General features: G+C 39.8%; 15 protein-coding genes. 8 read left to right on the top strand and 7 right to left on the bottom strand.

The window, feature by feature from the left end; translation table 11 throughout:
- Positions 1–187: 187 nt before the first annotated feature.
- From J1899_RS06915 to J1899_RS06900, 4 genes are all read right to left on the bottom strand, one after another.
- Positions 188–1,054 (bottom strand): Cof-type HAD-IIB family hydrolase, encoded by an 867-nt coding sequence (locus J1899_RS06915; RefSeq protein ID WP_214478174.1) that lies wholly within the window; start codon positions 1,052–1,054, stop codon positions 188–190.
- 122 nt (positions 1,055–1,176) lie between these two features.
- The gene (locus tag J1899_RS06910) at positions 1,177–1,698 is read right to left on the bottom strand and encodes a D-glycero-alpha-D-manno-heptose-1,7-bisphosphate 7-phosphatase (protein ID WP_214478173.1); all 522 of its coding nucleotides are present in this window, start codon (positions 1,696–1,698) and stop codon (positions 1,177–1,179) included.
- A 217-nt stretch (positions 1,699–1,915) separates the two neighbouring features.
- Positions 1,916–2,266 (bottom strand): YlbF/YmcA family competence regulator, encoded by a 351-nt coding sequence (locus J1899_RS06905; protein ID WP_214478172.1) that lies wholly within the window; start codon positions 2,264–2,266, stop codon positions 1,916–1,918.
- A 251-nt stretch (positions 2,267–2,517) separates the two neighbouring features.
- Positions 2,518–3,657, bottom strand: a complete 1,140-nt coding sequence (locus J1899_RS06900; protein WP_214478171.1) for a DUF445 domain-containing protein — start codon at positions 3,655–3,657, stop codon at positions 2,518–2,520.
- A 121-nt stretch (positions 3,658–3,778) separates the two neighbouring features.
- Here J1899_RS06900 and J1899_RS06895 point away from each other — a divergent pair, with 121 nt between their 5' ends.
- The 4 genes from J1899_RS06895 to J1899_RS06880 are packed head-to-tail and all read left to right on the top strand — an operon-like array spanning position 3,779 to position 8,791.
- Positions 3,779–5,158 carry a YheC/YheD family endospore coat-associated protein gene (locus J1899_RS06895; protein ID WP_214478170.1) on the top strand — a complete coding sequence of 460 codons (1,380 nt, stop codon included), beginning with the start codon at positions 3,779–3,781 and terminating at the stop codon, positions 5,156–5,158.
- A 3-nt stretch (positions 5,159–5,161) separates the two neighbouring features.
- Positions 5,162–6,262 (top strand): YheC/YheD family endospore coat-associated protein, encoded by a 1,101-nt coding sequence (locus J1899_RS06890; RefSeq protein ID WP_214478169.1) that lies wholly within the window; start codon positions 5,162–5,164, stop codon positions 6,260–6,262.
- Positions 6,240–7,601: a YheC/YheD family endospore coat-associated protein gene (locus J1899_RS06885; RefSeq protein WP_066447872.1), complete on the top strand. Its 1,362-nt coding sequence runs from the start codon at positions 6,240–6,242 to the stop codon at positions 7,599–7,601. The genes J1899_RS06890 and J1899_RS06885 overlap by 23 nt, the downstream gene beginning before the upstream one ends.
- A complete protein-coding gene (locus J1899_RS06880; protein ID WP_214478168.1) occupies positions 7,598–8,791 on the top strand; it encodes a YheC/YheD family endospore coat-associated protein in 1,194 nt (397 codons plus the stop codon). The genes J1899_RS06885 and J1899_RS06880 overlap by 4 nt, the downstream gene beginning before the upstream one ends.
- A 42-nt stretch (positions 8,792–8,833) precedes the next feature.
- On the opposite strand, the gene J1899_RS22730 is transcribed toward J1899_RS06880, so the two are convergent.
- Complete coding sequence (locus J1899_RS22730) at positions 8,834–8,956, bottom strand: hypothetical protein (protein WP_257298207.1); 123 nt, start codon at positions 8,954–8,956, stop codon at positions 8,834–8,836.
- A gap of 207 nt (positions 8,957–9,163) precedes the next feature.
- Between J1899_RS22730 and J1899_RS06875 the strand changes: the two genes are divergently transcribed.
- From J1899_RS06875 to J1899_RS06860, 4 genes are all read left to right on the top strand, one after another.
- The gene (locus J1899_RS06875) at positions 9,164–9,373 is read left to right on the top strand and encodes a YheE family protein (RefSeq protein WP_214478167.1); all 210 of its coding nucleotides are present in this window, start codon (positions 9,164–9,166) and stop codon (positions 9,371–9,373) included.
- Between the two features lie 93 nt (positions 9,374–9,466).
- On the top strand, positions 9,467–9,667 hold the full coding sequence (locus J1899_RS06870) for a hypothetical protein (RefSeq protein WP_214478166.1): 201 nt from the start codon (positions 9,467–9,469) through the stop codon (positions 9,665–9,667).
- Between the two features lie 128 nt (positions 9,668–9,795).
- Entirely contained in the window at positions 9,796–10,686 is an 891-nt protein-coding gene (locus tag J1899_RS06865) for a PucR family transcriptional regulator (protein ID WP_214478165.1), read from the top strand.
- 153 nt (positions 10,687–10,839) lie between these two features.
- Entirely contained in the window at positions 10,840–11,937 is a 1,098-nt protein-coding gene (locus tag J1899_RS06860) for an ABC transporter ATP-binding protein (RefSeq protein WP_066447894.1), read from the top strand.
- Positions 11,938–12,011: 74 nt separating this feature from the next.
- On the opposite strand, the gene hxlA is transcribed toward J1899_RS06860, so the two are convergent.
- On the bottom strand, positions 12,012–12,629 hold the full coding sequence (hxlA, locus tag J1899_RS06855) for a 3-hexulose-6-phosphate synthase (RefSeq protein WP_214478164.1): 618 nt from the start codon (positions 12,627–12,629) through the stop codon (positions 12,012–12,014).
- A 61-nt stretch (positions 12,630–12,690) separates the two neighbouring features.
- Entirely contained in the window at positions 12,691–13,641 is a 951-nt protein-coding gene (locus tag J1899_RS06850; RefSeq protein WP_214478163.1) for a sugar kinase, read from the bottom strand.
- Positions 13,642–13,650: the final 9 nt, after the last annotated feature.

Raw genomic sequence — 13,650 nt, 5'->3', positions numbered from 1 at the left:
CACCTTTTTATAAAAACTATTCCCTTGTGGAAATAGGATCGTATTTAAACAAACTTCTTTAAGTTTACAAAAGAGAGTTTATTAGGTCAATATTAGAGTAACTTCTATGTGTAAACGATCCTGTCTTTCATTTAGCTTTATATTCAAAAGGCTAAAGAATTTCTTCTTTAGCCCAGGAAATGCAATATTATTTTAATAAGTTCATTTTGCGCAAAAATTGGATTGGCTGCTGTTTGCGGAAGTGTTCTTTGACCATGTAGGTGACGCCGTGCTGGTCGTTGGTTCTTGTCAGCCAGTCTGCAGCATTTTTAACCTCAGCTGGCGCATTGCCCATTGCCACTCCTAACCCGGCTGCTTCAATCATTTCAAGATCGTCCATTCCATCTCCAATGACAACCATTTGGTTACTGCGGATGCCAAGCTGCTCACCTAAGTATAAGAGACCATTAAGCTTTGAAACGCCAGCACTGACAATCTCAAGGCGAAGGTCATTGAGCTTAAGCATGTCTACCTCCGAGAACATCCCTCTGATAGCTGTTCTTGCGTCTTCAAGATCGTCACTGTTCTCAAAGTACACTTCGATCTTCGGCGGTGAAACAGGCTCTTCTAAAATAGTCTCGCTTACAGACTCAACAAATTGCTGTGAATAGAAAACTGGGTCCCCTGAAGAAAATACCGTCTTTGCCATTAAGTTATGATTAAGCTTATATTTATTGGCTAATGCAAATTTTTCATGTACGATTCTAATTTGACAAGGAAACCCTTCAAGAAATCGAATAATATCATATGTGACTTCTTCTGCAATTCTATTCACATAAACTGGTTTATCGATGTTTTTGCCGATAAATGCTCCTCTATGCGTCACAATCTGTGTGTCCAGCTTCAAAGCCTTCGCAACCTTTTTCGCAGATGGAAAACTGCGGGATGTAATTAAGGTTACATATATGCCTTTTTCCTGCACATACTCGATTGCTTCTTTTGTAGATTTGTGCAGCCTGCCGTTTGACTGCAGCAGTGTACCGTCAATATTTAAAGCGAGCAGTCGATAAATCATATTTTTGCCCCCATTCATGGTGTAAATTGTCCCTATAACACTTGTATGAGAGCGAAAGCAGAAATAGAACAATCACTGCAGCTTGAGCTTTTCTAGTAATGCTGATTTATCTTTTCGAGATTTTAAAGCAATTCTAAAATCGATGGTACTGCTTCTTTAAGCGAATCTGCTCTTCGATCTGCTTTCGTTTCTTCATCTCCGATAAAAACCGTTTTACAGCCCGCTTTAATCCCTGCTTCTATATCACGTTCATGGTCGCCTACCATGACACTGTTTGCGAGATCAATTTCATATTTTTCAGCAAGCCTTAGAAGCATTCCAGCATTTGGCTTGCGGCATTCACAACCTTCTTTTGGTTTATGAGGGCAATAGGCCACCTCTATAATGCTGCCCCCATGCTCGCCAACTAGCTCTTCCAGCCTGCTATGTATTTCGACCAGCTGTTTTTCCTTCATAAACCCCAAACCAACTCCGCCTTGATTGGTCACGACAAAAATGTCATAACCGCTTTTTGTAAGTTCTCCAACAGCTTCAGCTGCACCTTCTAGTAAAAAAAGCTGTTCAGGTTTGTTTACAAATTTGACCCGATCTGTCAGAACTTCATTTAAGACGCCATCACGATCCAGAAAAATTGCTTGCTTCATATGGTCTCTGCCTCCTTTCTTTTCTCTTTATATAGTAACGGCAAATTCCATTAAATTCATACACTATTGCATATGGTTTGTGTATTTAAACAAGCCTGTTCCACCTGCGCTTTATTTGCTAGTTATATTATAAAATCACAAACAAAAAACCGAATGATTAGAGGTTCACTTCCTAATCATTCGGCTCTATGTTCTTGTTATATGCTTATGTTCTTTCTTACTCGCCAGCTCCGTATAAATCTTCAAGTGGCTTCATAATGATTTTGTTAAGTTCAGCAATCACCATGCTCATACGCTGTTCTGCTTCCATAAGAGCAGAAATTTTGTCATGCTGCTGTACAAGCGCAACCGCTTTTTGAGCCTGCTCTACTTCTTCCTGACTGATCTCCTGGCCGGACATTTGCTTTTGCTGAAGCTCTAATTGAATGTTGCGGAAGTTATCAAACATTGATTTTGCAGAAGGATCTGCGTTCACTTCATCATACGCTTTTTTTAATGTTACATATTCTTCGCTCTGACGCACTGTTTTTTCAAGTTCATATGCTGAATCAAATACGTTTACTGCCATAATAGACACTCCTTTTTTCTAGCTCCTGGCGCTAAGCACCCAATCTAATCATGGGCAAGCGCCTTCCGCTTTTCTTTGTCTAGCTTCAGCCGCTAGGGACTCGAGGTCTTAAGTCAATCCGTCTTGAAGGTTAAAGGGCAACCTTCCAGCCGTCTCGCCTTAAGCTTGTCGTCCCTAAGCAAGCGCCTTCCGCTTTTCTTCATACCAAACCACTATAACAGACTGGTTCTTTGAAATCTAATCATATACCTTTAATTCATTAATAGTGCAATAATCCCTTGGACTATTCCGATTATTCCTCCAAGAAGAGCGCCTAAATACGTAATCATTTTCAGCTCGCTCTTTATAATCGAGAAGACCATTTCTTCGAGCCTTGCTACTGAGAATCCGCTAACCTGTTCTTTTACAATATCTGCTATGCGCAGGCGTTCCATCAGTGTTTCTATTTTTTCTGATAGCTCATTTACACCAAACGCAACCATTTTTGGTGCTATGTCATCCACGATAGTGTCATGATATTTCGCAGTCAGCTCTGAAACTGGAGTATTATATAGTTTTTCTGCGTTAACAGCTTTTTTTACATATCGTTTGGCCATCCCAACGAGCTTTTCTTTTTCAAATTGATCTTCAAAAAAAGCAGCTTCGCGTTCAAGCAGTTTTTCCCATTCATTTTTTATTAAAGTCGTAATTAGATCTGCCGTTCCTTCACTTTTTAGAAACTTAATGATTTCCGGCTGAATTTTATCTGCGAGATTGATGTTTCCAGCCAGCATTTGCAGCATATTGCCAAACATGCCGTTTCTTTCGCGGACGAAATCATCGACCATGCGCTGAATGCGCATATACCCATCCATGCTGGAAAAATAAGAAATTCCCTTTTGCAGAATCATTAATGTAATGAGCGGTATTTTACTGTTTGCTTTTTCAATAATCTCAGCTGGCAAAGCGTCACGCAAGGGCTTATCACGGTATTTGCCCATAAATTGCTCATATTTATTTTCCACTAGCAAGTCAAGTTGTGTTTCTGTTTTTTCTACAGCATTTGTTATGCCCATTTTTTCAAATAGCTGTTCTGGTGTTTGTTCTGACCTTAAAAAACTGCTAAGCTGCTTTTGAACGAGAAGAGTCAATTCAGTTCGAAACTTTTCATTCATAAATTTTTGTTTAATGCTTGCAGGCGTAAGCAAGTGATTGACAACAAGCTTACCCATTTGATCAGCGAGCTCTCCTCTGCGCTTCGGAATTAATCCAGGGGTAAATGGCAGCTGCCATTTACCAATAAAAACAGGATTATATGGTTTAAAAAGCATCTTGATCGCCAGATAATTTGTAAAGCCGCCGATTGCAGCTCCAATACCGGCCATAAGTAAAATGGTTATCGTAATTTGCATTCCCTCTACCTTCTTTCATAAAAGCACAAAAAGTCCACGTAAATCATACGATGCTTTATCAGCTTTTGCCTATTTTTTCATTATACTAACACAATCGAAGACGAGCAAATGAGGAATGTGTATGAGTGTTTCTTTAACCCCTATTACGATTGCAGCACTTAAAACGTTTCAAAATGACCATAAATATATGCATATTAGCCAGTCCCTGGCAAAACACTTGAAAATCAATACCGATCTTCCGCTGAACATAAAGATTGGCAGTACAGTCGAACTTGTACATGTGCGGATTGAAGCGATTGAGACAAATCATATTCACTTAAGCAGTCATATTTTACAGCAATGGAAATTAGATTCAGCTCCCTTTCAACTGCTTGCCCGTTTTCTGCGGAATCAAAACACACTTGTGATTGGTCCTGTGATCGGAATTTTAACCGATTATAAAGAGAAAAATGGAGAAGCGAACTTTCGCTCCATTCATAGCTTTTGTTTGGAATTACATCAGGCAGCAGCAGATATTGGCGGAATACTGTATGTATTCAAGCTTCAAGACTTCGTAAACGGAGAAGTAAGCGGCTATATTTTTAAAAATGATCAATGGATCAAAACAAGTCTCCCGCTGCCTGGTGTGATTTACAATCGTCTCCACTCCAGAAAACTTGAAGGCAGCCATCAGTTTCAAACATTTCGAGAGACAATCAATGAACTGAATATCCCCCTTTTCAATGACCGATTCCTGGCAAAAGATGATGTACATGAGCTGCTTTATCCTGAAGAGCATATGCAGGCCTATATCCCAGAAAGTGCTGTAGCAGATAAGCAGACGATTAAAGATTTTCTTAATTTGTATGAATGCATTTATCTTAAACCTGTAACAGGAAGTCAAGGGCGCAGTATTCTGCGCGTGCAGTATTCAGATGGAGTTATTTATAGTGAAGCCTCAACTGCCGGGAAACGAGGATCGGTTAGAGAGTTTAAAGATTATAACCACTTTAACAGATTTTTTTCGCACTATTTAACAAAGCAAAGCTATATTGTTCAAAGAGCTTTATCTCTTAAAACATTTGAAAATCGTCAGCTCGATTTTCGGATTCTTTGCCATAAAAACTATCAAAATATCTGGAAAGCCACTTCTGCTGTTGCCCGGATCTCAGCTGAAGATCAGTTTGTCTCCAATTTAGCGCGCGGAGGAGAAATGGTAAAGCCATTAAAAATCCTTTCAATCTATACGGACCACAAACAAGCTGTACAGCAGCTCTCACTTATGAAGGAGCTTGCCGTAGAGGTTTCGTCTATCATTGATCAAAAATCCGGAGGCCTCTTTGCTGAACTCGGCATTGATATTGGGTTAGATGAAGAAGGAAAACTGTGGATTATTGAAGCAAATGTGAAACCCTCAAAAAATACAGAGGAGCAAACAAGCAAAGTTCGCCCCTCTGCCCGTGCTGTCATTGAATATTGTCTATCCATGGCGTTTCGCCAAACTGCTAAAGGGGAGGAATAGAAATTGCGATCCATTGGAATTATGACTCTTAGTAAAACGAGTGAAACAACCTATCACACTGAAATGGCAAAAAGAGCTTCAGCGTTAAATCTATTATGTTACCGGTTTATTCCAAGCAGTATAAATCCCATGACGGAGAAAGCAGATGGAGAACAATATAATCCTGCGAACGACAGGTGGGAAAGCTGTCAATTTGATATTCCTCCCATACTTTACGATCGCTGTTTTTATTCAGATAGTGTTTATTCCAAGCATAACGCATCGATTGTTAACTGGCTGAAAAAGCGGGAGGATCTAACTTTTATAGGATATGGCCTGCCGAATAAACTGTCATTATACGAACAGCTGCGCCAAACTGTGCTTAATCCCTATTTACCTATAACAGCAGCATTTACTAGTCCAGATGCGTTTATTAAAAGTTTGCATGATTCTGTGCCTGTCGTATTAAAGCCTGCTAACGGCTCACAGGGACGCGGCATCTATAAAGTAACAAAGCTGAAGGATCATATCTTAATTGAAACAGATAAACAAAATCAATATATGACTAAAACCTTTCCTGCCTCAAAGGCAGCATTATGGCTTGAACAGCTCACTGAAAATAATGCTTATTTTTATCAGCCATACTTAACACTTGTCAATCAGCATCAGGAGCCTTTTGATCTTCGCTTTCTTCTGCAAAAAGATAAAAGAGGAAAGTGGCATCAGGCTGGAAACGGCATTCGAACAGGCAGAAAGAATGGACTCATTTCAAATATGAGTGCAGGCGGATTGGTTTCAAAAACAGATGATTGGCTAAAAACCTTACCAGCAAAACAAAGTGCCTTTATCATCGAGGAATTGCAATATATTTTAGAGACCATCCCTGTATTGCTGGAAAAACACTTTCCTCCCTTGTTTGAATTAGGCATTGATATAGGGATTGATACAAATGGAGCCATTTGGATCCTCGATATCAATTCAAAGCCCGGCAGAAAAGTAATGCTTACATTGTATCCAGAAAGCTCTGATGACCTATATAAAGCCCCCCTTCTATACGCTAACTATTTAGCTGATAAGAATCTGCAATCTAAGGAGGACCACCATGAAAAAACAATATCAAATTAGCAGATCTGAGGATTTGCATAATACGATTATTGTACCAAGCAGCCTAAAGCTGCCACAGCAGATGAAAATAACATTTGGCACCCATTCAGCAGAAAACGTAGAAGTAAAAACAGCAGGAAAAGAAGGAAGAGTCATCCTTAGCTCTGAGCTTGCAGAACGTTTATTACTTCCGGATTTAAAGGTGCCTCTTCATTTATTTATTGAAGGAGAGGAAATGGTCATCGGACCGCTTATTGGCATTTTTACTTCCGGATTTACCTCCTTTCCAATGAGACCTATTGGTGAACGGACGATGTTTTTTGCCAAACTGCTGTCTGTGAAAAGCAACATAGGTGCGATTCCATTTGTCTTTGGAGAACAGCATATCAATTGGGAACAAGGCACAATTAATGGATACTTTTACTTTAAAGAAGGATGGATTACAATGGAAGTCCCTTATCCTAATGCCATTTATGATCGCTTGCCGAACCGTAAAACAGAAAGACAAAAGCAATATCGTGCCGTTAAAGCACGGCTGCAGGAGGAATACTTCATTCCTTGGTATAACCCAGGATTTTTTAACAAGCTGGATATCAGTGAAAGACTGCAGCAAACTTCTGTAGAAAAATACTTGCCGGAAACACATCCTTTCACTTCTTTTTCCATCGTTGAAAGAATGCTGGCTGACTATGGTCATGTTTATATGAAGCCAATAAACGGCAGTCTGGGACTGGGTATTCATCAGATTATTTATGATCGTCAGGATGAGGCTTATTATTGCCGGTACCGAGATGAAAATAAAGAAAACAAACTGCAAAAGTTCAGCAGCCTTGAGGCTTTAAGTAAATACATTTTTAAAAACAGAAATCTTAACAGTATGCTTGTTCAGCAAGGTATTCATTTAATCCGCAAAGAACAGCGGCCTATTGATTTCCGTGTGCATACAAACAAAGATGAACATGGAGAGTGGCAGATTTCTGCCCTCGCAGCTAAGGTTGCCGGCCGGGGAAGTGTGACGACACATGTAAAAAGCGGTGGAGTCATTATGACAGCTGAAGAAATCTTTACAAACAAAGAGGAGCAAAAACAAGCTGTAGATTCATTAAGTAAAGCAGCTCTAGAGATAAGCAAAGCTTTGGAAGGAACAGTTGAAGGGCTAATCGGTGAAATCGGTTTTGATCTTGGACTCGACCGTCAGGGAAATGTCTGGCTGTTCGAAGCTAACAGCAAACCTGGCCGCTCTATTTTTAAACACCCTGAGCTGAGAGAATTTGACTTGCTGACCCGGAAGCTCAGCTTATCCTATGCTGTCTTTTTGACTGAAAAGGCCATCACTTCACCTGGGGAAGTTATTAAATGAATGTATTCTATTGCCCTTCTGACAAAAGCTGGTATAGCGATGAAGTCCTGACATTTGGAAGCAGCGGGAAGCCAGTTCAAAGGAGGGAGACAGGGAATCATGAGATGATTCCTTTCTCTCTCTCCTTAAAGGGCAACAATGCTGGCCCCTTAGTCGGCATTTTAACAGGTGAAGATAAACACGGAAACCTGGCCGGCAACGGACCCTTGTTTATGCGGCTGCAGAAAGAGCTCTTGCACCAAGGGGGAGTTTCTGTTGTGTTCACCGCAAAACATTGGCACAAAAACGGTGTAAACGGCTTTCTTTATTCGCCTGCAGAAGATAAATGGATTCCCGTGTCATGCCCATTCCCCCATCTAATTTATAACCGAGCACCATTTCGAAAGCACGAAAATACACAAAGCTTTCATAATGCTATTAAAAATATTCGTAAAATGAATATCCCTTTCTTCAATCCAGGTTTTATTGAAAAAAAAGAACTCTATGAGTTAATCAGTTCCTCAGAGGACTTAGCTCCATATTTGCCGGCCACCTTAACAAATCCTACTGCATCCAAGCTTAAATCGCTGCTTCAGCAGTATAAGCGCATCTATTTAAAACCTTCACGCGGAGCCAAAGGAAAAGGCATATATGTTGCAGAATGGCGTGAAGACCATGCTATTGCACTCACTTCACACACTGCGCAATCCCTCTATCCCTCTTTTCAACTATTTTGGAAAGATACAGAAAGCCAGTTTAAACATAAAGATTATATCGCTCAGGAAGCCATTTCCCCTGCTTTAATACACGGCTCCCGCTATGACTTTCGTATACTCGTGCACTACGCTGATCACAGCTATAATGTGACAGGAATTGGGCTGAGAGTCTCCAATTCTCAGCAGATTACCACACATATCCCGAACGGAGGAAAAATCCTTCCTTATACTCTCATTCAAACAAAGCAACATGATCAATTCATTGAGTATATTGCAGCAAAGCTCGGACACAGTCTATCTGAAGCGTTTGGTTTTTTTGGAGAATTCTCCATAGATGCCGGCATTTCAGACACAGGGGATTATTATATTTACGAGGTCAATTCTAAACCGATGAGTTTTGATGAAGAAGAAATCGAGTCGAAAAGAATTCAGCAGCTTTGCACCCTGTTTTTTAAAGAAACTGGATTTAAACCTTTTCAAAATGGAATGAAATAAAGCCAGGCGAAACCTTCGCCTGGCTTTTTTGCAGCTTTATCTTTAGGAACGTTTTGAGTTTGTAAAGGATTGAAACTGCTGTTTTAATTTTTGACGAGCGTCTTTATTTCTCATTAAGTAAGCTGCTCCTAATGCTACGGTTGTAAATGCTAATTTATTTTTCATAAAGAATCCCTCCTGTATATATCGTGTTCTTTTTATTCCCTCAATTTCAAAAAACAAACACTTGTCACCCAAAAGCCATGACTATCTGTAAGTTTCCCTGAGAATCCGCCCTTTAATCTGCTGAAAAAGAAAAGTTTTTTTCCTCGTATTTAATGGTTGGGATTTCATATGTAAGCAGTTACAATGAAACATAAAGGGGGAATAAATATGCTTCAGCATTTTCAGTTTAAACCTTTATACAATAATTCACAGCTTCCTGGATGGACTATTCATTTTTATTTTGAAAAACAAAGGTATGATGGTGTTTATCATCAGGATGGCAAAATTGAATGGACACATTCCAAACCTCCTGCACAGGATCTCGATAAAATTAAATCGCAAATTCATGAATTAATGCTTTTTCATGTATACGAATAGGCTTTATCTTTTTTTCAAAGGCTATGTTTAAGCACTTCTGAGCATATGATGATTGCTCAATGCTAATTTGCCCTTCTAAAAAGGAGTTTTTTAATGAGCAAACATAAAAAGAAGAATATGACGCAAGATTTGCAATATGAAGGAAAAGACAAAGTTTATATGGACGTTGATCGTATGATCAATGAAGGTTTATCGGGCGGATCCGTTCATAGAAAAGATGAGTTTGCCAACATTGAGGAAGCCGTTGATTTCCCGGAAGAAACACCGCCGCATAATTCTGAATTGAATCAATAAGCGAAAAAGGACATTTGAAAAATCTTCAATGTCCTTTCTTTGTATCCTAAAAAAGGAGACTAACCTTAAAACGATTTCATAACCAAGGTTATGCTATAATTTTTAAAAAGGAAAATCGAGGTTTTATCATGCTCTTAAAAATACATCGTCATTATCCAAATTCAATCCTGGCTGATGCTATACAAAATAATAGCCATTATCACTGGTTTCAAGAGGGCGCTCAATGGCTTGGCATTCCTTCTGCCGATCTGACAGCAAATGAGCTTCATTTACTGCAAACCCTCTTTACTCCGCAAATCCCCAATCTGAATCATTCACCTGCTGCCGAGTCATGGCGACAATTTTTAACCGAGGATGGGGCATTTCCACAGCATTCGAAAGATGCAGACTATCGAATTATTCACTTTGCTGTTACAAAAGGCGACTGGACACCCTACGATTTTGAAACAGCCTTTAAAGGATTTTTTCACCAAAGTATGATCATGTTTTGGAAGAATGACTTCGAAGGCGCCATTATTGAAGAATATAACCATCACTCACCTCAATCAGATGAATTTGAAGGAATCTGCCATGCGATTGAGAGTGATTTCTTAACAGATTTAACATTATACATTGGTACACCTCAGCCAGTTACAAAAGATTTACCAAGAAACTTTCAGCATGATGGAAACATATTTGAAACAGCCAAAAAAGGAAACCATGCTGAAAAGATCTTTACATTTGAGACTCTTCTTCCCGTCATGCTCATTAATGAGATGCCAGAATACATACAGAACAGTCTGCTGGCTAGATTTTCATTTCTTTTGGATGACCAGGAATTATTAACTACTATAATGGTCTTTTTGAATAATGGATCAAATGCTTCCATGACTGCGAAAAAGTTATTTATTCACCGCAACACATTGCAATATAGACTCGATAAGTTCGGTGAAAAAACAGGCATAAATTTAAAAGACTTTAAACAGGCATCTACCGTTTATCTTGCCTGTTTGTACTTAAAGCAAAGCAGCACAGAATAACATTCACCATTGGCTTTGGCAATTGTGTATAGCATTTAAACTTTTTTCAGCACATTGCATAAAACGCTTTCATTATCTTTGTGCAGGTTTCCCATATGGTTTTAGAGACCAATGTTTTACAATAAACGTATCTAAGACAGGGAGCTGATTTACATGGCAGAATTGAAATTAGACCATATTTACAAAATTTATGATAACAAGGTAACTGCTGTAGAAGACTTTAACTTGCATATTAAAGATAAGGAATTTATTGTTTTTGTTGGACCATCTGGATGCGGAAAGTCCACTACACTCAGAATGATTGCAGGGCTGGAAGAAATTTCTCAAGGTGATTTTTATATAGATGATAAGCGTGTAAACGATGTTGCCCCTAAGGACCGTGACATCGCAATGGTATTCCAGAACTATGCATTGTATCCGCATATGAGCGTATATGACAATATGGCTTTTGGATTAAAGCTGCGCAAGTTTCCAAAGGAAGAGATTGATCGACGTGTGCAGGATGCAGCAAGAATTCTTGGACTGGAAGCTTATTTGGAACGAAAGCCAAAGGCTTTATCAGGCGGTCAGCGCCAGCGTGTAGCACTAGGGCGTGCTATTGTCCGGGATGCTAAGGTATTCTTAATGGATGAGCCGCTTTCAAACCTGGATGCTAAGCTTCGTGTACAAATGAGAGCAGAAATTGCCAAGCTTCACCAGCGTCTGCAAACTACTACGATTTATGTTACACATGACCAAACAGAAGCAATGACTATGGCGACTCGCCTTGTTGTTATGAAGGATGGCATCATTCAGCAAGTCGGAGCACCAAAAGAAGTATATGAAAAGCCTGAAAATGTTTTTGTCGGCGGCTTTATTGGCTCACCTGCTATGAACTTTTTCAACGGTAAGTTAAAAGAAGGCAAATTTTATATTGGCGATGTTGCCCTGGCTGTACCAGAAGGAAAATTAAAGGCTCTTCGTGAACAAGGTTACGATGGAAAAGACATTATTTTTGGCATTCGTCCTGAGGATATTCATGATGAGCAGCTTATGATTGATTCATTCCCAGAGACTACGATTCAAGCGAAAATTGATGTTTCCGAATTAACAGGAGCTGAAACAATGATTTACGCCAGCCTTGCAGGTCAGGATTATATTGCACGTGTTGATTCCCGTTCTGATATTAAACCAGGACAGTCTCTGCAGCTTGCATTTGATATGAACAAAGGTCATTTCTTTGATGCTGGCACTGAGCAGAGAATTCACTAATTTAGATTAATGTAAAAGAAATCCCCGGGTTCATTCACCCGGGGATTTCCTTTTTAAGACTTTTTATATTGGTTCTATTGAAGATTAGCTTTCATCATGTGTGCCGCCGCCGCCGGGTCTTTTGCACCTGTCAGAGAGCTGCCAGCAATGATGATATCCGGCTTGTGTCCGGCAATTTCACGTACGTTATCGAGATTAATTCCACCTGCTACTGCCACTTTAAAATCAAAACCTGACACAAGTGAAAACAGTTCCGTGTTAAACTTGCCAACCGTCTGCTGATCTTTTCCAACATGCAAGCTGACAAGCTGAACACCAAGATCCTTAAGCTCCTCTATTCTTGCTCTTGAATGAACCTCCAGTAAATCGACCATGACCTGTTTACCCATTTCTCGTGCAGCCTGCATTGTGTCCTTTATTGTCACATCTGACGAAAACGCCATGACTGTCGTAATATCTGCTCCTGCCTCAAAGGCTTGCCAGGCTTCATGCTTACCTGCGTCACATGTCTTCATATCAGCAAGAATTAACTTTTCTGGGAAAAGAGTGCGCAATTCACGAATGATCGACATTCCATACTCTTTAATAACGCCTGTTCCCACCTCAATAATATCAATGTTCGCCTCTGTTTCTTTCGCAATGGTGATACACTTTTCTTTTGTTAATCGATCTAATGCCAGCTGTAATTTCAATATAACACCTCGTTTAGCTTTCGTTCCCAACTGTCAGGACCCTAAGACTGCTGCAAATCTATTATCTTTCAATCCGTTCCACTTCTCCAAGTCTAGCTTGAACATCTTGCAAATACGGCAACCCCTCATTATCTCCCTTAACAGAAACCACCATCGAACCAATCGTATTTGCAAAATGAAGAATTTTCTCAAGAGGCCACTGATATAAAAATCCATAAATGAAACCTGCATTAAATCCATCCCCTGCTCCAACCGTGTCAACAACCTTTGCAGCTTTTACAGGGGCAGCATTCACTGTTTTACCTTCCATGTATCCAACAGAGCCTTTATCGCCTTGCTTTATTGCAATCACTGAAATACCTAATGCCTTTGCTTTTTCAATAATAATGGCTGGATCCTTTTCACCGAGAATAATCTCCATTTCTTCATCGCCAGCCAGTAAAATATCAACTTGCGGAAGGATTTCTGATAGCACTTTGCGTGCCTCTTCTTTACTCCACATGCGAAGGCGGATATTGGGATCAAATGAGACTTTCACGCCATTTGTTTTGGCGTATTCAATCGCCTTCTTAATCACTTCAATATTTCTCTCGCCTATTGCAGGATAGATGCCTGTAATGTGAAGAATTTTTGCCTGACTGATATACGTTTCATCTAAGTCCTGCCCCGTCATTGTCAATGTCGGTGATTTATCACGGTAGAAAAAGGTTCGTACATTGCCGTCCTCCATAATCTCTTTGAAATTAACGGAAGTCGGATAGCCGTCTACAAATTCTACTTCTGAAACATCGATGCCTTCTCCGCGGGCATAATTTAGAATATACCTTCCAAATTCATCATTGCCCAGTCTGCTGATGAAGCCAGCTTTTAAGCCAAGACGGGCACAGCCAATTGCTGTGTTAAGCTCTGCACCGCCTATTCTTTTCTCAAAACTGTTTACAAATTTCATCGGACCTGTTGCTGTTGGGTTAAATGCGATCATCGCTTCCCCAATCGTAATAATATCCATCATGTTGAAGCC

This window comes from Cytobacillus gottheilii, from assembly GCF_018582665.1.
Classification (GTDB): domain Bacteria; phylum Bacillota; class Bacilli; order Bacillales; family Cytobacillaceae; genus Cytobacillus; species Cytobacillus gottheilii.
Note: the sequence above shows the minus strand (reverse complement) of the source record. Positions and strands in the feature narration are given on the sequence as shown.

Bases quoted from the DNA above. Each gene is read 5' to 3' on its own strand.
- J1899_RS06915 (WP_214478174.1), bottom strand. From the start codon at position 1,054: ATGATTTATCGACTGCTCGCTTTAAATATTGACGGTACACTGCTGCAG.
- J1899_RS06910 (WP_214478173.1), bottom strand. From the start codon at position 1,698: ATGAAGCAAGCAATTTTTCTGGATCGTGATGGCGTCTTAAATGAAGTT.
- J1899_RS06905 (WP_214478172.1), bottom strand. From the start codon at position 2,266: ATGGCAGTAAACGTATTTGATTCAGCATATGAACTTGAAAAAACAGTG.
- J1899_RS06900 (WP_214478171.1), bottom strand. From the start codon at position 3,657: ATGCAAATTACGATAACCATTTTACTTATGGCCGGTATTGGAGCTGCA.
- J1899_RS06895 (WP_214478170.1), top strand. From the start codon at position 3,779: ATGAGTGTTTCTTTAACCCCTATTACGATTGCAGCACTTAAAACGTTT.
- J1899_RS06885 (WP_066447872.1), top strand. From the start codon at position 6,240: ATGAAAAAACAATATCAAATTAGCAGATCTGAGGATTTGCATAATACG.
- J1899_RS06880 (WP_214478168.1), top strand. From the start codon at position 7,598: ATGAATGTATTCTATTGCCCTTCTGACAAAAGCTGGTATAGCGATGAA.
- J1899_RS22730 (WP_257298207.1), bottom strand. From the start codon at position 8,956: ATGAAAAATAAATTAGCATTTACAACCGTAGCATTAGGAGCAGCTTAC.
- J1899_RS06875 (WP_214478167.1), top strand. From the start codon at position 9,164: ATGCTTCAGCATTTTCAGTTTAAACCTTTATACAATAATTCACAGCTT.
- J1899_RS06870 (WP_214478166.1), top strand. From the start codon at position 9,467: ATGAGCAAACATAAAAAGAAGAATATGACGCAAGATTTGCAATATGAA.
- J1899_RS06865 (WP_214478165.1), top strand. From the start codon at position 9,796: ATGCTCTTAAAAATACATCGTCATTATCCAAATTCAATCCTGGCTGAT.
- J1899_RS06860 (WP_066447894.1), top strand. From the start codon at position 10,840: ATGGCAGAATTGAAATTAGACCATATTTACAAAATTTATGATAACAAG.
- J1899_RS06850 (WP_214478163.1), bottom strand. From the start codon at position 13,641: ATGATGGATATTATTACGATTGGGGAAGCGATGATCGCATTTAACCCA.